The 21,375-nt window shown below is 62.7% G+C and carries 21 protein-coding genes; 12 read left to right on the forward strand and 9 right to left on the reverse strand.

Features of this window, described 5'->3' with window-relative positions; all coding sequences use genetic code 11:
• Positions 1–22 precede the first annotated feature (22 nt).
• From hrpB to B3605_RS03275, 3 genes are all read left to right on the forward strand, one after another.
• Positions 23–2,488 (forward strand): ATP-dependent helicase HrpB, encoded by a 2,466-nt coding sequence (gene hrpB, locus B3605_RS03265; protein WP_112942580.1) that lies wholly within the window; start codon positions 23–25, stop codon positions 2,486–2,488.
• Positions 2,489–2,515: 27 nt separating this feature from the next.
• Positions 2,516–3,826 carry an ActS/PrrB/RegB family redox-sensitive histidine kinase gene (locus tag B3605_RS03270; protein ID WP_112942650.1) on the forward strand — a complete coding sequence of 437 codons (1,311 nt, stop codon included), beginning with the start codon at positions 2,516–2,518 and terminating at the stop codon, positions 3,824–3,826.
• A gap of 68 nt (positions 3,827–3,894) precedes the next feature.
• Positions 3,895–4,470 (forward strand): ActR/PrrA/RegA family redox response regulator transcription factor, encoded by a 576-nt coding sequence (locus B3605_RS03275; RefSeq protein ID WP_112942583.1) that lies wholly within the window; start codon positions 3,895–3,897, stop codon positions 4,468–4,470.
• A 301-nt stretch (positions 4,471–4,771) separates the two neighbouring features.
• Here B3605_RS03275 and B3605_RS03280 read toward each other — a convergent pair whose 3' ends face one another.
• Positions 4,772–5,266: an MmcB family DNA repair protein gene (locus tag B3605_RS03280; RefSeq protein WP_112942585.1), complete on the reverse strand. Its 495-nt coding sequence runs from the start codon at positions 5,264–5,266 to the stop codon at positions 4,772–4,774.
• A gap of 181 nt (positions 5,267–5,447) precedes the next feature.
• On the opposite strand from B3605_RS03280, the gene B3605_RS03285 reads away from it, so the two are divergent.
• Positions 5,448–6,137, forward strand: coding sequence for a L,D-transpeptidase (locus tag B3605_RS03285; RefSeq protein WP_018901167.1), 690 nt, complete (start codon positions 5,448–5,450; stop codon positions 6,135–6,137).
• Between the two features lie 78 nt (positions 6,138–6,215).
• On the opposite strand, the gene B3605_RS03290 is transcribed toward B3605_RS03285, so the two are convergent.
• The 5 genes from B3605_RS03290 to hslV all read right to left on the reverse strand — a co-directional run bounded on the left by B3605_RS03290 (position 6,216) and on the right by hslV (position 13,017).
• Positions 6,216–8,387, reverse strand: a complete 2,172-nt coding sequence (locus tag B3605_RS03290; RefSeq protein WP_112942588.1) for a malate synthase G — start codon at positions 8,385–8,387, stop codon at positions 6,216–6,218.
• A gap of 98 nt (positions 8,388–8,485) precedes the next feature.
• Complete coding sequence (locus B3605_RS03295; protein WP_112942589.1) at positions 8,486–9,889, reverse strand: cytochrome P450; 1,404 nt, start codon at positions 9,887–9,889, stop codon at positions 8,486–8,488.
• A 51-nt stretch (positions 9,890–9,940) separates the two neighbouring features.
• Positions 9,941–10,888: a DUF1402 family protein gene (locus tag B3605_RS03300; protein WP_112942651.1), complete on the reverse strand. Its 948-nt coding sequence runs from the start codon at positions 10,886–10,888 to the stop codon at positions 9,941–9,943.
• A 218-nt stretch (positions 10,889–11,106) separates the two neighbouring features.
• Complete coding sequence (gene hslU / locus B3605_RS03305) at positions 11,107–12,417, reverse strand: ATP-dependent protease ATPase subunit HslU (protein WP_047509255.1); 1,311 nt, start codon at positions 12,415–12,417, stop codon at positions 11,107–11,109.
• Between the two features lie 75 nt (positions 12,418–12,492).
• On the reverse strand, positions 12,493–13,017 hold the full coding sequence (gene hslV, locus B3605_RS03310) for an ATP-dependent protease subunit HslV (RefSeq protein ID WP_018901162.1): 525 nt from the start codon (positions 13,015–13,017) through the stop codon (positions 12,493–12,495).
• Between the two features lie 177 nt (positions 13,018–13,194).
• Here hslV and hisB point away from each other — a divergent pair, with 177 nt between their 5' ends.
• Genes hisB through coaA form a run of 7 tightly spaced genes read left to right on the forward strand, consistent with a single transcriptional unit; the run spans position 13,195 to position 17,846 of the window.
• A complete protein-coding gene (hisB, locus tag B3605_RS03315; protein WP_296432256.1) occupies positions 13,195–13,803 on the forward strand; it encodes an imidazoleglycerol-phosphate dehydratase HisB in 609 nt (202 codons plus the stop codon).
• A gap of 23 nt (positions 13,804–13,826) precedes the next feature.
• Positions 13,827–14,309: a DUF2628 domain-containing protein gene (locus B3605_RS03320; protein ID WP_112942592.1), complete on the forward strand. Its 483-nt coding sequence runs from the start codon at positions 13,827–13,829 to the stop codon at positions 14,307–14,309.
• The gene (gene hisH, locus B3605_RS03325; RefSeq protein ID WP_112942594.1) at positions 14,309–14,959 is read left to right on the forward strand and encodes an imidazole glycerol phosphate synthase subunit HisH; all 651 of its coding nucleotides are present in this window, start codon (positions 14,309–14,311) and stop codon (positions 14,957–14,959) included. The genes B3605_RS03320 and hisH overlap by 1 nt, the downstream gene beginning before the upstream one ends.
• Before the next feature lie 26 nt (positions 14,960–14,985).
• Entirely contained in the window at positions 14,986–15,735 is a 750-nt protein-coding gene (hisA, locus tag B3605_RS03330; RefSeq protein WP_112942596.1) for a 1-(5-phosphoribosyl)-5-[(5-phosphoribosylamino)methylideneamino]imidazole-4-carboxamide isomerase, read from the forward strand.
• The gene (gene hisF / locus B3605_RS03335) at positions 15,732–16,514 is read left to right on the forward strand and encodes an imidazole glycerol phosphate synthase subunit HisF (protein WP_047509167.1); all 783 of its coding nucleotides are present in this window, start codon (positions 15,732–15,734) and stop codon (positions 16,512–16,514) included. Before hisA ends, hisF begins: the two co-directional genes overlap by 4 nt.
• A gap of 16 nt (positions 16,515–16,530) precedes the next feature.
• Positions 16,531–16,851 (forward strand): phosphoribosyl-ATP diphosphatase, encoded by a 321-nt coding sequence (locus B3605_RS03340; RefSeq protein WP_026283477.1) that lies wholly within the window; start codon positions 16,531–16,533, stop codon positions 16,849–16,851.
• Complete coding sequence (gene coaA, locus B3605_RS03345; RefSeq protein ID WP_112533133.1) at positions 16,851–17,846, forward strand: type I pantothenate kinase; 996 nt, start codon at positions 16,851–16,853, stop codon at positions 17,844–17,846. Before B3605_RS03340 ends, coaA begins: the two co-directional genes overlap by 1 nt.
• Here the strand turns inward: coaA and B3605_RS03350 are convergent.
• From B3605_RS03350 to B3605_RS03360, 3 genes are all read right to left on the reverse strand, one after another.
• Complete coding sequence (locus tag B3605_RS03350; protein ID WP_112942597.1) at positions 17,843–18,454, reverse strand: alpha-ketoglutarate-dependent dioxygenase AlkB family protein; 612 nt, start codon at positions 18,452–18,454, stop codon at positions 17,843–17,845. The two genes, coaA and B3605_RS03350, sit on opposite strands and share 4 nt — an antisense overlap.
• Before the next feature lie 17 nt (positions 18,455–18,471).
• Positions 18,472–18,906: an alternative ribosome rescue aminoacyl-tRNA hydrolase ArfB gene (arfB, locus tag B3605_RS03355; protein WP_018901153.1), complete on the reverse strand. Its 435-nt coding sequence runs from the start codon at positions 18,904–18,906 to the stop codon at positions 18,472–18,474.
• Between the two features lie 110 nt (positions 18,907–19,016).
• Positions 19,017–20,627 (reverse strand): phosphoenolpyruvate carboxykinase, encoded by a 1,611-nt coding sequence (locus tag B3605_RS03360; protein ID WP_296432260.1) that lies wholly within the window; start codon positions 20,625–20,627, stop codon positions 19,017–19,019.
• Between the two features lie 342 nt (positions 20,628–20,969).
• Here B3605_RS03360 and B3605_RS03365 point away from each other — a divergent pair.
• A partial coding sequence (locus B3605_RS03365; RefSeq protein WP_296432264.1) for a response regulator occupies positions 20,970–21,375 on the forward strand: 406 nt, incomplete at its 3' end.

Here is a 21,375-nt window from a genome sequence, read left to right on the forward strand (position 1 = left end):
AAGCAAAGAGGACAGACTAGGCGTGATCGACCTGCGTGCCCTGCCGGAGCTCCCGGTCTCCCATGTTCTGCCCGAGATCGGCGCGGCACTAGCCACCGCTCGGCGCGCCGTGCTCTCGGCGCCGCCGGGGGCGGGCAAGACGACGCTGGTACCGCTTCATCTTCTCAATGAGGCATGGCGCGGCGATGACAAGATTATTCTGCTTGAGCCACGGCGGCTTGCGGCGCGTGCGGCGGCGGGGCGCATGGCGGCACTACTCCATGAGAATGTCGGCGAGACCGTCGGCTATCGCATGCGGCTCGACACCAGGATTTCGGCGCGAACGCGGATCGAGGTGGTGACCGAGGGCGTGTTCGCGCGGATGATCCTCGACGATCCCGAGCTCTCCGGCGTATCGGCGGTAATCTTCGACGAATTTCACGAGCGGTCGCTCGACGCCGATTTCGGGCTGGCGCTGGCGCTCGACGTGCAATCGGCGCTGCGCGAGGATTTGCGGATCCTGGTCATGTCGGCCACGCTCGATGTGGCCGGCGTGGTGGCGCTGCTCGACAACCCGCCCTTGATCGAGAGCATGGGGCGGAGCTTCCCGATCGATATTCGCCATCAGGACCGGCCGAGCGGCGAGCGCATCGAGGATACGATGACGCGCGCGATCATCGACGCGCACAAGACGGAGAGTGGATCGATCCTCGCCTTTCTGCCTGGACAGGCCGAAATCACCAGAACGGCCGAGCGGCTGCGGGAGAGGTTCGACGCGACCACCGTGATCGCGCCGCTCTACGGCAATCTCAGCCAGAAGGAACAGGACGCAGCGATCCGGCCGGCGGCGGTGGGCACGCGCAAGATCGTGCTGGCGACCTCAATCGCCGAGACGTCGATCACCATCGACGGCGTGAGGATCGTGATCGATAGCGGCTTGCAGCGCCTGCCGGTGTTCGAGGCATCGACAGGGATCACCCGGCTGGAGACGGTCAGGGTGTCGCGGGCCTCGGCCGACCAGCGGGCGGGACGCGCCGGGCGAACCGAGCCGGGGATTGCCATCCGGCTCTGGCACCAGGGGCAGACGGCGGCGATGCCCGCCTTCACGCCGCCGCAGATCCTCTCGACCGATCTTTCCGGCCTCGTGCTCGACCTCGCCCATTGGGGCGTGCAGGACACGCGGGCGCTCGGCTTCATGGACCAGCCGCCGGAGACGACGCTTGCGGAGGCGCGCGCGCTGCTGCGCGAACTCGGCGCACTCGACCGGGATGGCGGACTGACGGCGCGCGGGCGGGAGATGCGTGATATGGCGCTGCCGCCGCGGCTTGCGGCGATGGTGCTCTCCTCGGGGGAGACCGGGCATGCGCGGGAGGCGGCGATGATGGCCGTGCTTCTGACAGAACAGGGGCTGGGTGGGACGAGCATCGATCTCGAGGACCGGCTGCGCCGGTTCAAATCCGAGCGCGGCGAGCGGGCCGAGGCGGCTCGGCAGCTTGCGGGACGGCTGGCGAAGGGACGCGATCAGATCGTGGCCGACGAGCCGGGTCTTGCCGGCCGTCTCCTCATTCACGCCTTTCCCGATCGCATCGCGCTGCAGCGCGGCGGGCGCGGCCGCTTCGTGATGGCCAATGGGCGCGGTGCAGAGATCGCCGAGACCGAGCGGCTGGCGAGCAGCCCGATGCTTGTGATCGCCGATCTCACGGGCCGGGCGGCGCAGGCGCGGATTCTCGCGGCGGCAGAAGTGACGCGCGGGGATGTCGAGGCCGAACTGCCGGGCGCGATCCGCACCGACGACCAGACCTTCTTCGACCGGCAAAGCAAACAGGTGCGGGCAAGGCGGGCGACGCGACTCGGCGCCATTGTTTTCGACGAGACGCCGCTGCCCAGGCCATCCGGCGAGGCCGTCACGCGGGCGCTGGCCGAGGGGATCAAGGAGATGGGGCTGGAGCAGCTGCCGTTTTCCAAGGAAGCGATGCAGCTGCGCGAGCGGATCGGCTTTCTCTATAGAAGCATCGGTGCGCCATGGCCCGACATGAGCGAGGCGGCGCTGCTCGCCCGCATGGACGACTGGTTCATTCCCTATCAGGCGGATGCACGGGGGCTTTCCGACATTTCGGCGGGTGGGCTTTCGAACGGCTTGATGGCGCTGGTGCCGCATGAGCTGCAGCGCGACCTTTCGCGGCTGGCGCCGACGCATTTCGAAGCACCAACCGGGCAGCGGCATCCGATACAATATGACGGGGAAGAACCGACGCTGACCATCCGCGTCCAGGAGCTGTTCGGGCTGAAGGCGCATCCTGCCATTGCCGGCGGACGGCTTTCGCTGCTGCTGGAGCTGACATCGCCGGCGCATCGGCCGATCCAGACGACGCGCGATCTTCCGGGGTTCTGGGCCGGGAGCTGGAAGGATGTGCGCGCCGACATGCGCGGGCGCTATCCCCGGCATCCATGGCCGGAGAGACCGGAGGAAGCACTGCCGACGACCCGGGCAAAACCACGAGGAACATGAGCCACAATGCCGATCAAGAATAAAGAGATGGCCGACAAGGTCGAAAGCATGCCCGAGGAAGACAGGCAGAGCAGCCGGCGGCTGAGGCTGGAGACGCTGGTGCGTCTGCGCTGGCTTGCGGTCTGCGGGCAGACCGCCACGGTGCTGATCGTTGCGCTGTGGCTGCAATTTCCGCTGCCGGTGCAGGCGTGCATCGCGCTCATCACCGCGCTGGCGATCGTCAACTTCTATCTGATGATCCGTTATCCGGCGACACATCGCATCGACCCGGTGGCGGCGCTGGCGCTGCTCGGCTTCGATCTGCTGCAGCTGTGCGCGCTGCTCTTCATCACCGGCGGGCTGGTCAATCCATTCGCGGTGCTGGTCTGCGTTCCTGTTATCATCGCCTTCGCGTCGCAACCGATCCGCTACAGCATGCCGCTGATCGTGGTGGCGTTGGCCTGCATCACCATACTGCCGTTCACGCCCTTCCCGCTTCCCTGGTTCGACGGGGCGGAGATCGACATTCCGAGCTTCATGCAGTTCGGGGTGTGGTGCGCGATCGCGTCCACCATGACGTTCGCCGCCTTTTATGCCTATCGGGTCTCCATGGAAGGGCGGCAGCTGGCCGAAGCTCTGGCAGCGACGGAACTGGTGCTGCAGCGCGAGAAGCATCTGTCGCAGCTTGATGGCTTGGCTGCGGCTGCCGCACACGAATTGGGAACGCCGCTCGCCACCATCAGCGTCGTCGCCAAGGAGATGGAGCGCGAGCTGAAGGACGACGATCGCTTCCGTGAGGATGTGCAGCTGCTGCGCAGCCAGAGCGAGCGCTGCCGCGACATCCTGCGCCGGCTGACGACGCTTTCAGCCGAGGGCGATGCGCATCTCAGGCGCCTGCCGCTCTCCTCGATGATGGAGGAGATCGTCGCGCCGCATCGCGAATTCGGTATCAAGCTCAACCTCGTCGAGAAAGCGCCGCGCAAGGGCGAGCCGGTGACGGAGCGCAATGCCGGGATGATGTACGGGCTTGGCAATCTGGTCGAGAATGCCGTCGATTATGCCCGTCAGGAGGTGACTGTCACGGTGGAGCATGACCAGGAGAAAGTGCGCATCACCATCGAGGACGACGGCGAAGGCTACTCGCCCGATATCCTGCTCAGGATCGGCGAGCCCTATGTGACCAAGCGGCAGAAGGAGGACCGGGCCGGCGGGCTGGGGCTCGGGCTCTTCATCGCCAAGACGCTGCTGGAACGCTCGGGTGCGGTGCTGACCTTCGAAAATCGCGGTCCTGATTATGTCGGCGCGCGCGTTCGCGTCGAATGGCCGCGGGTGCTGATCGATACGCATTCGACAAAATGAGCCGATGGGGCTAAAGAAAACGCAATGCAATAGGCCTATATCGGGCTGACAGCGCCAGGATTGAATAAATGAGCGAGCAGATTACCGACCCCTCCCCCGCCAGCGACGACCATATCGGCCCGGATGCGAGCCTCCTGATCGTCGATGACGACGGACCGTTCCTGCGCCGGTTGGCGCGCGCCATGGAGACGCGCGGTTTTCAGGTGGAGACCGCGGAATCCGTGGCGGAGGGTGTGGCGAAGTCCCACGCCAATCCGCCGAAATACGCGGTGCTCGACCTGCGGCTCGGCGATGGCAATGGCCTCGAAGTCATCGAGGCGATCCGCCAGAAGCGCGGAGATACCCGTATCGTCGTCCTCACCGGTTACGGCAATATCGCGACAGCGGTGACCGCGGTAAAGCTCGGCGCCGTCGACTATCTTGCCAAGCCGGCGGATGCCGACGATGTCTATGCGGCGCTGACGCAGCGCAGCGGCGAGAAGGTCGAGCTGCCTGAGAACCCGATGTCGGCCGACCGGGTTCGCTGGGAGCATATCCAGCGTGTCTACGAGATCTGCGAACGCAACGTTTCGGAGACGGCGCGCCGGCTCAACATGCACCGCCGCACATTGCAGCGCATTCTCGCAAAGCGGGCGCCGAAGTAGATTCAAGCTAGAGCCTTTCCTGGTTAGATTGAAGCATTCTGTTGGCTCAAACGGAGTCGGATGGTCGACCGGCAGGCGCGCGTCGTAGCAAACGCATACGGCCAAGCCGGCCGGACGATCAGGCGGCCCGTTTCAGCCAACCCCCGCTGGTTTGCTGCGCAAACCGGCTAGGGCCGGGCATCTTTCCGCCAGGATCAAAGGCGATCGGCTCGACCGTACCTGGGGTATGCCCTTCGCCAATCGCCTTTGCCCTGACGAAAACCTGCTCCGGCAGAATGCTTCAAGCTAACCAGGAAAGGCTCTAGACGTCGTCGACGCCGAGCGGCTTGCCGGTGGCCCATTCGGCCATCAGCAGGCGCTGGGCGGCCGCGCGCGAAAAGTTCAGCGTGACGGATTTGCGGGTGGCGGGCGCCAGTCTATGTTCGGGCGCCTCGCGGATCATGTGGGCGCCATAGCCATCCGAGAGAAACAGGCCGCAATCATCAGGGAAGATGTCGAGCGGCACATCCTTGTGTGTGGCGAAAAACAGCCGATCGCAATGCAGCCGGTATTCCGGCCATTTGCGGTCCACCCTGAAGTCCTCGATCGACGTCTTGATCTCGATGATCCAGATTTCGCCCTTGTCCGAGACGGTGATCAGATCGGCGCGTCGGCCGCTTGCGAGCGGCAGTTCGGGCAGCACGGCGTGACGCATCTCGTGAAGTAGAATTTGAGTCCCACGACGCACCAGCATGGCCCTGTCCGATTGCCGGCCATCGATTAACGGATTGTTATTGTAAACACTCAAAATCGTCATGGATAAGTTGGGGTCCGGCGCCCGCGTTGTTGCAAAAAAACCATGCGGTTCTAGTTTGCCGTTGCGTAATTGCTCCGCCGCATTGCAACAGCTTGCCAAGGCGAAGTTAATCGAAAATAAACCATAATCTAAGATGGTTCGAAAGAACGATCCTCCCTTGCCCCATTCTTAAGAGACATCCATGCGCATCCGCAATGCACTTCCGGTATTCGGCCTGATGGCGACGCTCGCTCTGGCCGGTTGCTCCACGACTTCCGAGAGCGCCTCTGTCGAAAACAAGGCTGCCATGCCGGGTCCGACCGTCCAGACCGCGCAAATCTTCGACGACGCTTACGGCGTCACCACGGATGCCGGATATTCGCTGCCGGCGATCCCGATCCAGAAGGTCAAGCCGCAGTTCCACAGGCAGGTTGTCTCCTACGAAACCACGGAACGTCCGGGCACGATCATCGTCAACACCCGCGAACGCTTCCTCTACTACATCATGCCCGGCGGCAAGGCGATGCGCTACGGCATCGGCGTCGGCAAGCAGGGCTTCGCATGGGCCGGCACCGCATACGTCGCCTGGAAGCAGGAATGGCCGAACTGGCATCCCCCGAAGGAAATGGCCGTTCGTCGCCCCGAGATCGCCAAGTACGTCGAAGACGGCATGGGTCCTGGCCTTTCCAACCCGCTCGGCGCGCGCGCCATGTACCTCTTCAACGAAGAAGGCAAGGACACGCTGTTCCGCCTGCACGGCACGCCGGAATGGGCTTCGATCGGCACCGCCGCTTCTTCGGGCTGCATTCGTCTGATCAACCAGGACGTCATCGACCTCTACAGCCGCGTCCGTCCGGGCAAGACGACCTCCAAGGTCATCGTTATCCAGTAAGCTGGACCTGAAATTCGGTATAAAGAAGGCCGCCGGGACATTCGTTCCGGCTGCCTTTTTGTTATCTTTCGTTTCGGATCAGGCCGCTTGCGCGGCCTTCAGCTCCAGGCGACGGCGGTGCAGGACCGGCTCGGTATAGCCGTTCGGCTGTGCCCTGCCCTTCAGGACCAGCTCGAGAGCGGCCTGGAAGGCGATCGAGCGGTCGAAATCGGCGGCCATCGGGTGATAGGCAGCGTCGCCGGCGTTCTGGCCATCGACCACGGCTGCCATGCGCTTCATCGTTTCGACGATCTGATCTTCGGTGACGACCTTGTGGTGCAGCCAGTTGGCCATGTGCTGCGCCGAGATGCGCAGCGTCGCGCGGTCTTCCATCAGGCCGACATTGTTGATGTCCGGAACCTTGGAGCAGCCGACGCCCTGGTCGACCCAGCGCACGACGTAGCCCAGGATCCCCTGCGCGTTGTTGTCGAGTTCCCGCTGGATTTCCTCCGGCGTCCAGTTGGGACGAACGGCGACGGGCACGGAGAGGATGTCGCTCAGCTTGGCGCGCGGGCGATCCTTCAGGCCGCGCTGAACGTTCGCGACGTTGACGCGGTGATAATGGGTGGCGTGCAGCGTGGCGGCCGTCGGCGACGGGACCCAGGCTGTGTTGGCGCCGGCCTTCGGATGGGCGATCTTCTGCTCCAGCATCGCCGCCATCAGATCCGGCATGGCCCACATGCCCTTGCCGATCTGGGCGTGACCGGAAAGACCGCATTCGAGACCGATGTCGACGTTCCAGTTTTCATAAGCGGCGATCCAGGCAGCCTGTTTCATGTCGCCCTTGCGGATCATCGGGCCGGCTTCCATCGAGGTGTGCATCTCGTCGCCGGTGCGATCGAGGAAACCGGTGTTGATGAAGACGACGCGCTCGCGGGCGGCGCGAATGCATTCCTTGAGGTTGACGGTGGTGCGGCGCTCCTCGTCCATGATGCCCATCTTCATGGTGTTTTTCGCCATGCCGAGCGCATCCTCGACGCGGCCGAATATCTCGACGGCGAAGGCGACTTCCTCGGGGCCGTGCATCTTCGGCTTGACGACGTACATGGAGCCGGTGCGCGAATTCTTGCGGCGACCATTCGGGCCGATATCGTAGAGCGCGATGGCGGCTGTGATCATCGCGTCCATGATGCCTTCGGGCACCTCGTTGCCATCTCGATCAAGGATAGCCGGATTCGTCATGAGGTGACCGACATTGCGGATCAGCATCAGCGAGCGGCGGTGGACCTCGAAGGTGGCGCCATCAGGGCCGGTGTAATCGAGATCGGGATTGAGCTTGCGGATAAAGCTCTTGCCGCCCTTCACGACCTCTTCTTGCAGATCGCCCTTCATCAGGCCGAGCCAGTTGCGATAGACCTCGGTCTTATCCTCGGCATCGACGGCAGCGATGGAATCCTCGCAATCCATGATCGTGGTGATGGCGGATTCAAGCCAGACATCGGAGATGTGGGCGGCGTCGGTCTTGCCGATCGCAGTTCCGGCATCGATGACGATGTCGATATGGATGCCGTTGTTCTTCAGGAGGATGTTGGTCGGAGCCGCTGCATCGCCTAGGTAGCCGGCGAAATGCGACGCATCCTTCAACGCGACATGCTCGCCGTCGGTTGAAGATATGGCGAGCGCGCCGTCCTTGATGACGAGGCCGGCGACGTCCTTCCAGCTCCAATCGACGAGCGGGACGGCGTTGTCGAGGAAATCGCGAACCCAGGCGATGACCTTTTCGCCGCGCTTCGGATTGTAGCCCTTGCCCTTCTCCGCGCCATCGGCCTCGGAAATCGCGTCGGTGCCGTAGAGCGCGTCATAGAGCGAGCCCCAGCGGGCATTGGCGGCGTTCAGGGCATAGCGGGCGTTCATGACCGGAACGACCAGCTGCGGGCCGGCGATCGAGGCTATCTCCGGATCGACATTGGTCGTCGTGACCTGGAAATCGGAGCCCTCGGGAAGGAGATAGCCGATCTCGCGCAGGAATGCCTGGTAGGCGTCCATATCGGTGGGCGCACCGTGCTGGCGATACCAATCGTCGATGCGCAGCTGCAGGGCATCGCGCTTGGCGAGCAGTTCGCGGTTTTTCGGCGCGAGATCGTGGACGATGGCCGAGAAGTCGGCAAAGAACTTGTCCGCATCGAGCCCAAGACCGGGAAGCGCCTCCTTGACCAGGAAATCATGAAGGACGGCTTCAATCGCAAGACCGTGTTTTTCGATGCGGCTCATAGACTATCTCCTCGGGCGGCGCGTTTTTCGCATGCTGCCACTTTGACCGGCTTTCATTCATAGTCAATCAGGCAATAGTTTGAAAGATTTATGCCTTTTCAAGCAAGAACTCTCGGCGTGACGCGCATCGGCAGGCCGTTCTGCGGCTGGGTGGTCAGCTTCTGCACCGGCCAGGGATTGGTCTCATCGGTCATGTCGAAGCGGAAGCGGTGCATCATGACAGCGAGCGCGATCACCGCCTCCTGCAGCGCAAAGGTGGCGCCGATGCAGACGCGCGGGCCGGCGCCGAAGGGAAGAAACTGGAAGCGACTGATCTTGCCGCGGTTTTCGGGCAGGAAGCGCTCGGGCATGTAGGCGCGAGGCTTCTCCCAATAGAGTTCGTGGCGATGCAGCGTCCACGGCATGATCAGCACGGTGACGCCGGCCTCGATGTCAACCGTCTCGCCCTTGGCGTTAGTCCAGCGATCGTCGGCGATTGCAGCACGGTTGATCGACGGGGCCGGCGGATAGAGGCGCAGCGCCTCCTCGAAGGCGGCGCGGGTATAGGGCATGAGATCGAGCCATTTCACCGGCTCGGCGCCTGTTGCCAGCACGCGGTCGATCTCTTCCTCCATCGCGTCGCGGATATGCGGCGTGTTGGCGACGCAGTAGAGCGTCCAGGCGAGCGCGCGGGCCGTGGTTTCGTGGCCGGCGCCGATGAAGGTCAGGATATTGTCCTCGATCTCGGCATTGGTGAGCCCGCCCGACTTTGCCTGATCGAGCAACAGCGTCAGGAAATCCTCGGGCGTCGTGTCTCGGTCCGCTTCCATGCGGGCCAGGCGGGCATCCATGGTTTCGCGGACGATGGTGCGGAATTTCTCCAGCACCTTCTGGCCGCCGATGCGGGTGACGCGGGGCACCCAGGAGGGCGCGCGCAACAAGTCCATCGGATCGACGCGGCCCATGCGATGCAGGAGCGCGTTGACGTCGTCGGCGAAGCTGTCTGAGGAAGTGACGATCTCGCCTGAGAACAGTGTGTCGGCGAGGATGGCGAAAGTGAGTTCGGCCATGTCGCTGGCGATCTCGAAGGTCTTTCCGTCGCTGCCCGCTTCTTCGTACTTACGGACGTACTCTTCCGACTGGCGCAGCATCTGGCCGGCGAAGCCGTTGGCGTGGCGCGGCGTGAAGACTGGCGCTACGGCCTTGCGCGAGCGCTTCCAGACCTCGCCTTCGGCCGTCAGCAGGCCATCGCGCAGGATGGGCCGCAGGATCAGCTGGCGGATATCCGACATGCGGTAATTGGCGGCGTTGTCGACAAGCACATGCTTGATCAGGCCGGGATCGTTGACGATGATCGTGCGTTCGCGGAAGAACTTCGTCTTGATGAAGGGCAGCGTGTAGGAGGGCTCGCCCCAGAGCTCCAGCGGATTGCGCAGGATGGTGCGGATGATCTCAAGCCGGCTCGGCGGCACGGTGCGCGGGATGGGCGCTGGCGGAACGAACGGATCTGGACGCATGTCCATGTGCTGCAAGCCTTTCGCGGAAGATTATGGCCCTCCCCGGCAGGATTAGAGTTAGAGCAGGCGCTCCAGCTCGTCCAGCTTGTCGTTGATCAACCATCCGTAATAGTTCTCTTCCGGCCAGACCGTTTCGCCCGACGCGCGGTTCTTGGCGGCGAGCGCTGCGGCGCGCTGGCGGGAATTGCCGAGATTGTAGAGCGTTGCCGTCAGGCCCGGGTTCTTGGAGATATCCATGCCGGCGATCTGCTTGTAATCGTCGATCGAGCGGCGCACGGCGGCGGCGACGAAGGCCAGCGAAATATCCGGGTCCATGATCGCCTTGTAGACGCTGCCGGCATCCTTCTCGTCGAGCTTGTTGATACCGGAAACGCGGCTGACGAGGTCGGAGAGCATCAGCGCGGTCAGCGGATTGATCTGGCCGAGGCCAAAAGTCTGGCCGGCGTAGAAGGGCTGGAAGAAGACGGCGCTGAAGCGATTGTTCGGGAAGCTCTTGCCGCCGACCGTCTTGCCGCGGAAATCGCTTTCCCAGACATCCTCGCGGCAGCTCCACAGCGTGTAGGAATCGCTCTTGCCGTTGCACTCGGCAAATTGCGGGCGTTTGACGAAGTCATCCACATCCTCGCCGTCATAGGCGAAGCGGAAGCTCTGGCCGGCGTAGGACGCGGCCTTGACGTAATAGGACTGCAGGCGGTCGTAGGCGTCGACATTATAGGTGTGCTCGCCGACGATGGCGCCGATGACGTGGATCGGGTCGATGCCATAGGCGGCCGAGACCTTCTTGATCTTGCTCATCAGCTCGTGATCGGTGGCCAAGAGCTCGTGGACCTTGTCGTACTTGCGATCGAAGGTGGTCTTGGTGCCCTTGGTTCGGCGGACCGATGCGCCGGGAACGTTCGGCTGCTCGACGTTGCGATTGCCTGGCGGCACGAGCTGCATGGAAAAAGCGGGCGCGGCGGTCAAGACCGTGGCGGCAATTACAAGGCTCGTCAGAAGGCGTCGCACGATCAGCTTTCCCATCATTTCCAATAGAGGCATTTCCGGTATTGGTCGGCATTTCCAGCTTGGCTGGCGCGCTGACTGTACCAAAATCTTGGCCGAATAATGCTGGCGCCAACAACAAAACGGGCCTTTCACTAAAAAGTAAAAGGCCCGTTGTCGAGAGTTCAGTCGGTCAAAGTTGCGGCATCATGCATGTAAAGCCTGAGACCGGTGTTTGCGCATCACAGAATGAAGCGCGAGAGGTCGGTGTTCTGGGCGAGATCACCGACATGCTTGCGCACATATTCGGCGTCGATGGTCACAGCGGTGCCGCCGCGATCCGGCGCGTTGAAGGAGATTTCGTCCAGCACGCGCTCCATCACCGTCTGCAGGCGGCGGGCGCCGATGTTTTCGACCGAGGCGTTCAGGTGAACGGCCACGTCGGCGAGCGCATCGATGCCGTCATCGGTGAATTCGAGCGTGAGGCCTTCGGTTTCCATCAGCGCCTTGTACTGGCGGATGAGGCTGGCCTCGGTTTCCGTCAGGATGCGGCGGAAGTCTTCCTTGGTCAGCGGGCGCAGCTCGACGCGGATCGGCAGGCGGCCCTGCAATTCAGGCAGCAGGTCCGACGGCTTGGAGACGTGGAAGGCGCCCGATGCGATGAACAAGACGTGGTCGGTCTTCACCGGTCCGTACTTGGTCGACACCGTCGTTCCTTCGACCAGCGGCAGCAGGTCGCGCTGCACGCCTTCGCGGGAGACGCCGGCGCCCATGCCGCCATCGCGGGCAGCGATCTTGTCGATCTCGTCGAGGAAGACGATGCCGTCGTTTTCGACGGAGCGCACGGCCTCGCGCTGGATGACTTCATTGTCGATCAGCTTGTCGGATTCGTCGCGGATCAGGTCGGTGTAGGAGGCCTTGACCGTGGTGCGCACCTTCTTTGTCCGGCCGCCCATGGCCTTGCCGAACATTTCCGACAAGTTGATCATGCCGATATTGCCGCCGCCCGGCATGCCGGGGATGTCGAAGCCGCCCATGCCGGTGCTGGTATCGGCCACTTCGATATCGATTTCCTTGTCGTCGAGCTCACCGGCGCGCAGCTTCTTGCGGAAACTGTCGCGGGTGGCCGGCGAGGCGGTCGATCCGACCAGCGCGTCGAGCACGCGTTCCTCGGCACTCATATGCGCCTTGGCCTCGACCTCGGCGCGCTTCTTTTCGCGCGCAAGGCCGATACCGACCTCGACCAGATCGCGAACGATCTGCTCGACGTCGCGGCCGACATAGCCGACTTCGGTGAACTTGGTGGCTTCGACCTTGATGAAGGGGGCGCCGGCGAGCTTGGCGAGGCGGCGGGAGATTTCCGTCTTGCCGACGCCGGTCGGGCCGATCATCAGGATGTTCTTGGGCATCACTTCGTCGCGCAGGCTCTCATCGAGCTGCTGGCGGCGCCAGCGGTTGCGCAGCGCAATGGCAACGGCGCGCTTGGCGTCATGCTGGCCGATGATGTGGCGGTCCAGCTCGGAGACGATTTCCCGGGGAGAAAAATTGGTCATGATATCCTCTTGGCTTTCCTGCTCCGGCCGGCCGCTCTCGGCCCGGCCCACAGGACCCATTGTGAACGATTGCCGTTATTCGGCGTCGAGCGTTTCGACCACGAGATTGTGGTTGGTGTAGACGCAGATATCGGCGGCGATATCGAGCGCCCGGCGTGCCACTTCTTCGGCCGACTTGTCGCTGTCCATCAGGGCGCGAGCGGCGGCGAAGGCATAGTTGCCGCCGGAGCCGATGGCGATCGCGCCATGTTCGGGCTCGAGCACGTCGCCGTTGCCGGTGATTGCCAGCGTCACCGACTTGTCGGCGACCAGCATCATGGCTTCGAGGTTGCGCAGATACTTGTCGGTGCGCCAATCCTTGGCGAGCTCGACCGCGGCGCGCATCAGCTGGCCGGGATACTGCTCGAGCTTCTTTTCAAGCCGCTCCAGAAGCGTGAAGGCATCGGCGGTGGCGCCGGCGAAACCGGCAATGACGTCGCCCTTCCCGATGCGGCGCACCTTGCGGGCATTGCCCTTCATGACGGTCTGGCCGAGGCTGACCTGTCCGTCGCCCGCCATGATGACCTTGCCGCCCTTTCGAACTGTAATAATGGTTGTCATCGAATATACCCTAGCCCGTCAGGCGGGCCCTTACCTCGGGCCGCACATCGGCCCTGTTGAGCCCTATGTAAGTTGGCGAAAGCCGATTGCAATTGGCTTCGATTTCTCGACCCGCGCTTCTGGATATTTCCCGGCACGCCTGATAAGGAACCCGCGTATTTCCGGAGGGAGCGCCATATGGCCGAGACCGCAGCAAGCCGTACGGGATCCGTATCCCGCAAGACCAACGAGACCTCGGTTTCCGTTTCCGTCAATATCGACGGCACCGGAAAATCGACGATTTCGACCGGCGTCGGCTTCTTCGACCATATGCTCGACCAACTGTCGCGACATTCGCTGATCGACATGGAGATCGAGACCAAGGGCGATCTGCACGTCGACGACCACCATGCGGTGGAAGACACGGGCATCGCGATCGGCCAGGCCATTGCCAAGGCGCTCGGCGACCGTCGCGGCATCACCCGCTACGCCTCGATCGACCTTGCCATGGACGAGACAATGACGAAGGCCGCCGTCGATCTCTCCGGCCGCCCCTTCCTCGTCTGGAACGTATCGTTCAGCGCGCCGAAGATCGGCACGTTCGACACCGAACTCGTCCGCGAATTCTTCCAGGCACTCGCCCAGAACGCCGGGATCACCTTGCATATCCTGAACCATTATGGTGCCAACAACCACCATATTGCCGAGACATGCTTCAAGGCCGTCGCCCGCGCGCTGCGCACGGCGACAGAGATCGATCCTAGGCAGGCGGGCCGTGTACCCTCGACGAAGGGCACGCTCGTCTAAGCCCCTTCAGGGAGCTTGACGACATGACTTCCAGCTATCTGGTTCTGACCGCCCCCGGCGGCGCCGATATCAAGCACGAGAAGACGCGCTTCATTCGCGACGGTTTTACCGTGCTCGGCTTCCTGTTTCCCTGGATCTGGCTCGCCGTCCACCGGCTCTGGCTCTACGCCGTTGCCGCCTTTCTCTTGCAGAGCATCGGCGGCGCGCTGATGGATCAACCCGGAATGTGGCTGGTCGGCTTTGCTGTCACCTTCGGCACCAGCCTGCTTGTCGGGTTCGAGGGACAGAACCTGCGGGTTCGCAACCTCGCCGCCAAAGGCTGGCAGGACGAGGCACTGATTTCGGCCGATCGGCTCGATGTCGCCGAGGAAATCTACTTTTCTGAAATTCAGACCGATCTCCGTGACGACACGCGTATGCCGTCGCCGCAGTGGGATGGCGGGAGCCGCACTGAGCGCGGCACCGCAACATCCCTCGGTCTCTTTGGCTTTGATGGAGGACGCTGATGCGCGTCGCAATTATCGATTACGGTTCCGGCAATCTGCGTTCGGCGACGAAGGCCTTTGAACGGGCCGCCCGCGAGGCCGGCGTTGACGCAGTGATCGACCTCACCGACAAGGCCGAGGTCGTTGCCGCCGCCGATCGCGTCGTGCTGCCGGGTGTCGGCGCTTATGCCGATTGTCGCCGCGGATTGGATGCCGTGCCGGGGATGACCGAGGCGCTGATCGACGTGGTCGAGAAGAAGGCGCGGCCCTTCCTCGGTATCTGCGTCGGCATGCAGCTGATGTCCTCGCGCGGGCTGGAGAAGACCACGACCGAGGGTCTCGGCTGGATTCCCGGTGACGTCGTTGAAATGACGCCTGATGATCCCAATCTGAAGATACCGCAGATCGGCTGGAACACGCTGGACCTGAAGCGCCCTCACCCGCTGTTCGAGGGTATTGTGACCGGTGCCGAGGGGCTGCATGCCTATTTCGTGCATTCCTACCATCTGGCCGCGCAGAACCCCGAGGATGTGATTGCGACCACGGGCTATGGCGGACCGCTGACGGCCTTTGTTGGCCGCGACAACATGGCCGGCGCGCAGTTCCATCCGGAGAAGAGCCAGAAGCTCGGTCTCGCCCTGATCGCCAATTTCCTGCGCTGGAAGCCCTGAGCTCGCGCCTTTGAAGGACTGACAGAATGATCCTCTTTCCCGCCATCGACCTCAAGGACGGCCAGTGCGTTCGCCTCAAGCTGGGCGATATGGAGCAGGCAACCGTCTACAATCCCGACCCCGGCGCGCAGGCCAAGGCCTTCGAGGACCAGGGCTTCGAATGGCTGCACGTGGTCGATCTCAACGGCGCCTTTGCCGGCGAAAGCGTCAATGGCGCTGCCGTCGATGCGATCCTGAAGGCCACGAAGAACCCGGTGCAGCTCGGCGGCGGTATCCGTACGCTCGATCACATCGAAAGCTGGCTGTCGCGCGGGCTGTCGCGGGTGATCCTCGGGACCGTTGCCGTGCGCGATCCGGCGCTTGTCATCGAGGCCTGCCGTAAATTCCCTGGACATGTGGCCGTCGGCATCGACGCCAAGGGCGGCAAGGTGGCTGTCGAGGGTTGGGCGGAAGCGTCCGAGCTCGGCATCATCGAGCTGGCTAAAAAGTTCGAGGGCGCCGGTGTAGCGGCGATCATCTATACCGACATCGACCGTGACGGCATTCTGACCGGGATCAACTGGGATTCGACGCTGGAACTGGCGGACGCCGTCTCGATCCCCGTTATCGCATCGGGCGGACTGGCCTCGATCGACGACATCAAGCGGATGCTGAAGCCGGATGCCGCGAAGCTCGAAGGCGCAATTTCCGGCCGGGCGCTCTATGACGGCCGTATCGATCCCACGGAAGCGCTGGCGCTTATCAAAGCGTCGCGCGCGAAGGAGACCGCGCAATGACCCTGAAGGCTCGCGTCATTCCCTGCCTCGACGTCAAGGACGGCCGTGTCGTCAAGGGCGTCAACTTTCTCAACCTCGTCGATGCCGGTGATCCCGTCGAGGCCGCCAAGGCCTATGATGCGGCCGGCGCTGACGAGCTCTGCTTCCTCGACATCACCGCCTCCTCCGACAATCGCGAAACGATCTTCGATGTTGTGTCGCGCACGGCCGACCAGTGCTTCATGCCGGTTACCGTCGGCGGCGGCGTTCGCACGATCGCAGACATTCGCAAGCTTTTGCTTTGCGGCGCCGACAAGGTGTCGATCAATTCGGCCGCCGTCAGCAATCCTGACTTCGTGGCGGAAGCGGCCGACAAGTTCGGCGACCAGTGCATCGTCGTCTCGATCGACGCCAAACGCCGGCAGACGCCAGCTGATGGCGAGGCCAGCGCCTGGGAGATCTACACGCATGGCGGCCGCAACGCGACGGGCATCGATGCGGTGGATTTCGCGCGCCGGATGGTCGAGCGTGGAGCCGGCGAATTGCTGGTGACCTCGATGGACCGCGACGGAACGAAAGCCGGCTACGATCTGGCGTTGACGCGGGCGATCGCGGACGCCGTGCGCGTTCCCGTCATCGCATCCGGCGGTGTGGGCGACCTCGACGATCTCGTGGCCGGCGTGAAGGAGGGCCATGCAACCGCGGTTCTCGCCGCCTCGATCTTCCACTTCGGCACCTATTCCGTCGGCGAAGCGAAGCGCTATATGTCTTCCTGCGGCATCGACATGCGTCTCGACTGAGACTGAAAGCGATATGATGAGCGAATTCACACTCAGCGACCTTGAAAAGATCGTCGACGCGCGGTCGAAGGCCTCGCCCGACGAATCCTGGACGGCGAAGCTCGTTGCGGCCGGCCAGCCGAAGGCGGCGAAAAAGCTTGGCGAGGAAGCGATCGAAGCGGTGATGGCAGCCGTGACCGACGACCGAGAGAACCTCACCTACGAGGCGGCCGACGTGCTCTATCATCTCTTGGTCGTATTGAAGATCGCCGGTATTCCGCTACAAGATGTCATGGCGGAACTTGAGCGCCGTACCGCTCAATCCGGCCTCAGGGAGAAGGCCAGTCGGCAAAGCTGATGGGTATCGCAAGACAGATCACCGGAGCGCCCGAAGCGCACGATCATTTCCAGGCGAATGCCTATTCGCCCTATCACTTCTTTTCCTCCGAGGAATGGGCGAAGTTCAGGGCGGATACGCCGATGACGCTGACCTCCGACGAGGTCAAGCGACTGCGCTCGATGGGCGACCCAATCGATCTCGACGAAGTCCGGCGCATCTACCTCTCGGTCTCGCGCCTGCTTTCGGCGCATGTGGAATCGTCGCTGCTCCTGTTCAAGCAGCGCAACCGGTTCCTCAGCCTGTCGAACGTGGCGAAGACGCCGTTCGTGATCGGCATCGCCGGCTCCGTGGCGGTGGGGAAATCGACGACCGCGCGTATCCTGAAGGAGTTGCTGCGTCGCTGGCCGTCGAGCCCGAAGGTGGACCTCGTCACGACGGACGGTTTCCTCTATCCCAACGCCGTGTTGCAGCGGGAAAACCTGATGCAGCGCAAGGGTTTCCCCGAGAGTTACGACACGGGCGCGATCCTGCGTTTTCTGGCGGCGATCAAGGCCGGGCAGCCGGACGTCAAGGCGCCGTCCTATTCGCACCTCGTCTATGACGTGCTGCCGAACGAATACAAGATCATCGACCGGCCCGACATCCTGATCTTCGAGGGGATCAACGTGCTGCAATCGCGCGACCTGCCGGCGGGCGGCAAGATCGTGCCGATGGTCTCGGATTTCTTCGACTTCTCGATCTATATCGACGCGGACGAAAGCCGGATTCACGACTGGTACGTGACGCGCTTCATGGGCCTGCGCGAGACCGCGTTCCGCGATCCCAACTCGTTCTTCCATCGCTATGCCTCGATCAGCGAGGAGGAAGCGCTGTCGATCGCCGAGGGGCTCTGGCAGAACATCAACCTCAAGAACCTGCGCGAGAACATCCTGCCGACGCGCCCGCGCGCGGATCTCATCCTGCGCAAGGGACAGAATCACTTGATCGAGCAGGTAGCACTGCGCAAGCTTTAAGGGTTCACGCGCCGAAGCGTCAGGTTGATGCGGCCGCCATTCTTCAGAAGCGTCGACGTCGACGGATAGATTCGGTCAACGCCGTGGAAGCACAGACGCCCCTGCCCGCCGAGAATGACGACGTCGCCGCTTGAGAGCTTGAAGGACATGGTCTTGTCCGTGCGATCGAGGCCGCCGACGCGAAACAGGCAGGTGTTTCCGAGCGAGATCGACACGACGGGTGCCGAGAGGTCCTGCTCGTCCTTGTCCTGATGCAGGCCCATCTTCGCGTCGTCCGAGTAGAAGTTCACGAGACAGGCCTCGGGCGGCTTGTCGTAGCCCGAGACATCATTCCAGATATCGAGCAATTCGGCCGGGATTTCGAGCCATGGTTTTCCCGTGGCCGGATGGGTCGGCTGGTAGCGGTAGCCGCGCTCCTTATCGGTGACCCAGCCGAGCGCGCCGCAATTGGTCATGCGCACCGACATGGGCTTGCCGGTGCCTGGCATGACCGGCGTGTAGAGGGGCGCCTGCGCGACGATGCTGCGGATGATTTCGACCAGCGCTTCCTGGCGGGGGCGGCTCAGATAATCCGGGCTGTGGCGAATGCCGTTCGGTAGTTGCAGCATCAATGCCCTCCCCTCACCTACTCGCCGCTCGGGCGGCTGCGCATCTTCTTGACGTCGGAGCGGCCAGACTTGGCCTTCAGCCGGCGCTCGACAGAGCCCTTGGTCGGCTTGGTTTTCTTGCGCGGCGGCGGCGGTGGCTTGGCGGCCTCGAGGATCAGCTCTTTCAGCCGCTCGCGCGCATCCTCGCGATTGCGCTCCTGGCTGCGGAAGCGGCTGGCCTCGATCATCAGCACGCCTTCCTTGGACATGCGACGGCCTGCCAGTTTCACGGCGTTTATCTTGACCCGCTCGTTCAGCGCCGGGGAATTCTGGATGTTGAAGAACAGCTGGACTGATGTCGAGACCTTGTTGACGTTCTGCCCGCCGGGGCCGCCCGCCAGAACGAACTGTTCCGTCAGTTCCCATCCTGAAATGGTGATCCTGTCGTTGATATAGAGCGGGTCGCTGGCCATGTGATTGTCTATCTCACATCGTCTCCCGCTTGGAAAGGCGCTTCAAAACGCGCAAAACCCGGTCGTTCAGGACCGGGTTTCACGTGAATCATCAATCAGTTGTCGCTGATTTACTCAGCGGCCACCCGAAAACCCGGGGCCGCATCGCGCACTCCGCCGTCGACGTGACCTTCGAACTTGGCGAAATTGTCGATGAACATGGTCACCAGCTTGTTCGCCTGCGCGTCGTAGGCGGCAGCGTCGGCCCAGGTCGAGCGCGGATCGAGAATGCCGCTTTCGACACCTTCGACGGCGACCGGTACGGCAAAGCCGAAGTTCGGATCGGCGCGGAAATCGGCCTTGCTGAGTTCACCCGAGAGGGCGGCTGCGAGCAGCGCGCGCGTTGCCTTGATCGGCATGCGCTTGCCGGTGCCATAGGCGCCGCCAGTCCAGCCGGTGTTGACGAGCCAGCATTCGACGCCGTGGCGACCGATCAGCTCCTTCAGCAGATTGCCGTATTCCGACGGGTGGCGGGGCATGAACGGAGCGCCGAAGCAGGTGGAGAAGGTCGCTTCCGGCTCGGTCACGCCACGTTCCGTGCCGGCGACCTTGGCGGTGTAGCCGGACAGGAAGTGGTACATGGCCTGATCCGGCGTCAGCTTGGCGATCGGCGGCATGACGCCGAAGGCATCGGCGGTCAGCATGATGATCGTCTTCGGATGGCCGGCGCGGCCGGTGTCCGACGCGTTCGGGATGAAATCGAGCGGATAGGCGCAGCGGGTGTTTTCCGTGAGCGAACCATCGTTGAAATCGGGAATGCGGTTTTCATCGAGCACGACGTTTTCGAGCACGGTGCCGAAACGCTGCGTCGTTGCGTAGATCTCCGGCTCGGCTTCGGCCGAGAGGCGGATGGTCTTGGCGTAGCAGCCGCCTTCGAAATTGAAGATGCCGTCCTCGCCCCAGCCGTGCTCGTCGTCGCCGATCAGCGTGCGGGCCGGATCGGCCGAAAGCGTCGTCTTGCCGGTGCCCGACAGGCCGAAGAAGACCGCGGCATCGCCATCTGGGCCGACATTGGCCGAGCAGTGCATGGGCATGACGCCCTTGGCGGGCAGCAGGTAGTTCAGCGCCGTGAAGACCGACTTCTTCATCTCGCCGGCGTAGAAGGTGCCGGCGATCAGGATCTCGCCGTTGGTCAGGTCGCAGGCGATGACGGTTTCGGTGCGGCAGCCGTAGCGCTCCGGATCGGCCTTGAAGATCGGCAGGTCGATGATCGTCAGCTTCGGCGCGAAGCTTTCCAGTGTCGAGCGCTCCGGCCGGATCAGGAGATTGCGGATGAACAGCGAGTGCCATGCAAGCTCGGTGACCACGCGGGTCGGCAGCGCATTCGCCTCATCGGCACCGCCGATCAGGTCCTGCACGAAGAGCTCCTTGCCGGCGGCGTGCGCCAGCATGTCCTGCTTCAACAGCGCGAAATGCTCCGGCGACATGGGCTTGTTGTTGTCCCACCAGATCTGGCCATCGGTGTTTGCGTCATGCACCACAAACTTGTCCTTGGGCGAGCGGCCGGTGTGCTGGCCGGTCAATGCCCGCAAGGCGCCATGAGCGGTGAGTTCGGCTTCTCCCCGGCGAATCGACTCTTCATAGAGGGAGGCGGCGGTGAAGTTATAGCGAACGCTCTTCGCGCCTGCAAAACCTGCCGTCGCCAGCTCTATCGCTGGGTTGTGTGTACCGAACTGCTCCATGGTCATTTCCTTCCCTTGGGGCTCAACGCCGTTAAGAACTGAGCGCGAACCTACGGACAGGATTTTTAAAACGCAAGTGGCATAAATCGATATTATTTAATGATATCAGTTATTTAATCGATTTAAATTTCTGACGTTTATTTTAAATCGTTTGAACTGGCTTGGCGTAGTCAATTTCACCACACGACTTTCGGTTGTCTTCAAAAATTACCGATCGCCCCACCCTTTATCTTTGCCACAATTTGTTCCACCTTTATCCCCATAAGCGCATCCGGTTCATATGGCCGCCTGGGGACCTTCAAAAAACCTGGAGACGCGCATTAGATGACGGAGACGAATACAATGCCGACAATCGCGCTCGTTGATGACGACCGTAACATCCTGACCTCGGTGTCGATCGCGCTTGAGGCCGAAGGATACAAGGTCGAGACCTACACGGATGGCGCCTCGGCCCTTGACGGTCTTCTCGCCCGCCCGCCGCATCTGGCGATCTTCGATATCAAGATGCCGCGCATGGACGGAATGGAACTGCTGCGCCGTCTTCGCCAGAAATCCGACATGCCGGTGATTTTCCTCACCTCCAAGGATGAAGAGATCGACGAACTCTTCGGACTGAAGATGGGCGCCGACGACTTCATCACCAAGCCGTTCTCGCAGCGACTGCTGGTGGAACGCGTTCGCGCCGTCCTGCGCCGCGCCGCCGGTCGTGAAGCCGCGGCAGCGGCAGCGACCGGTGCAGCACCCAAGC

The organism is Rhizobium sp. UBA1881 (genome assembly GCF_002338015.1).
Taxonomy (GTDB): Bacteria; Pseudomonadota; Alphaproteobacteria; order Rhizobiales; family Rhizobiaceae; genus Rhizobium.

Coding starts and splice junctions, on each gene's coding strand:
- B3605_RS03270 (WP_112942650.1), top strand. CDS start 2,516: ATGGCCGACAAGGTCGAAAGCATGCCCGAGGAAGACAGGCAGAGCAGC.
- B3605_RS03275 (WP_112942583.1), top strand. CDS start 3,895: ATGAGCGAGCAGATTACCGACCCCTCCCCCGCCAGCGACGACCATATC.
- B3605_RS03280 (WP_112942585.1), bottom strand. CDS start 5,266: ATGACGATTTTGAGTGTTTACAATAACAATCCGTTAATCGATGGCCGG.
- B3605_RS03285 (WP_018901167.1), top strand. CDS start 5,448: ATGCGCATCCGCAATGCACTTCCGGTATTCGGCCTGATGGCGACGCTC.
- B3605_RS03290 (WP_112942588.1), bottom strand. CDS start 8,387: ATGAGCCGCATCGAAAAACACGGTCTTGCGATTGAAGCCGTCCTTCAT.
- B3605_RS03295 (WP_112942589.1), bottom strand. CDS start 9,889: ATGGACATGCGTCCAGATCCGTTCGTTCCGCCAGCGCCCATCCCGCGC.
- hslU (WP_047509255.1), bottom strand. CDS start 12,417: ATGACCAATTTTTCTCCCCGGGAAATCGTCTCCGAGCTGGACCGCCAC.
- hslV (WP_018901162.1), bottom strand. CDS start 13,017: ATGACAACCATTATTACAGTTCGAAAGGGCGGCAAGGTCATCATGGCG.
- hisB (WP_296432256.1), top strand. CDS start 13,195: ATGGCCGAGACCGCAGCAAGCCGTACGGGATCCGTATCCCGCAAGACC.
- B3605_RS03320 (WP_112942592.1), top strand. CDS start 13,827: ATGACTTCCAGCTATCTGGTTCTGACCGCCCCCGGCGGCGCCGATATC.
- hisH (WP_112942594.1), top strand. CDS start 14,309: ATGCGCGTCGCAATTATCGATTACGGTTCCGGCAATCTGCGTTCGGCG.
- hisA (WP_112942596.1), top strand. CDS start 14,986: ATGATCCTCTTTCCCGCCATCGACCTCAAGGACGGCCAGTGCGTTCGC.
- hisF (WP_047509167.1), top strand. CDS start 15,732: ATGACCCTGAAGGCTCGCGTCATTCCCTGCCTCGACGTCAAGGACGGC.
- B3605_RS03340 (WP_026283477.1), top strand. CDS start 16,531: ATGAGCGAATTCACACTCAGCGACCTTGAAAAGATCGTCGACGCGCGG.
- coaA (WP_112533133.1), top strand. CDS start 16,851: ATGGGTATCGCAAGACAGATCACCGGAGCGCCCGAAGCGCACGATCAT.
- B3605_RS03350 (WP_112942597.1), bottom strand. CDS start 18,454: ATGCTGCAACTACCGAACGGCATTCGCCACAGCCCGGATTATCTGAGC.
- arfB (WP_018901153.1), bottom strand. CDS start 18,906: ATGGCCAGCGACCCGCTCTATATCAACGACAGGATCACCATTTCAGGA.
- B3605_RS03360 (WP_296432260.1), bottom strand. CDS start 20,627: ATGGAGCAGTTCGGTACACACAACCCAGCGATAGAGCTGGCGACGGCA.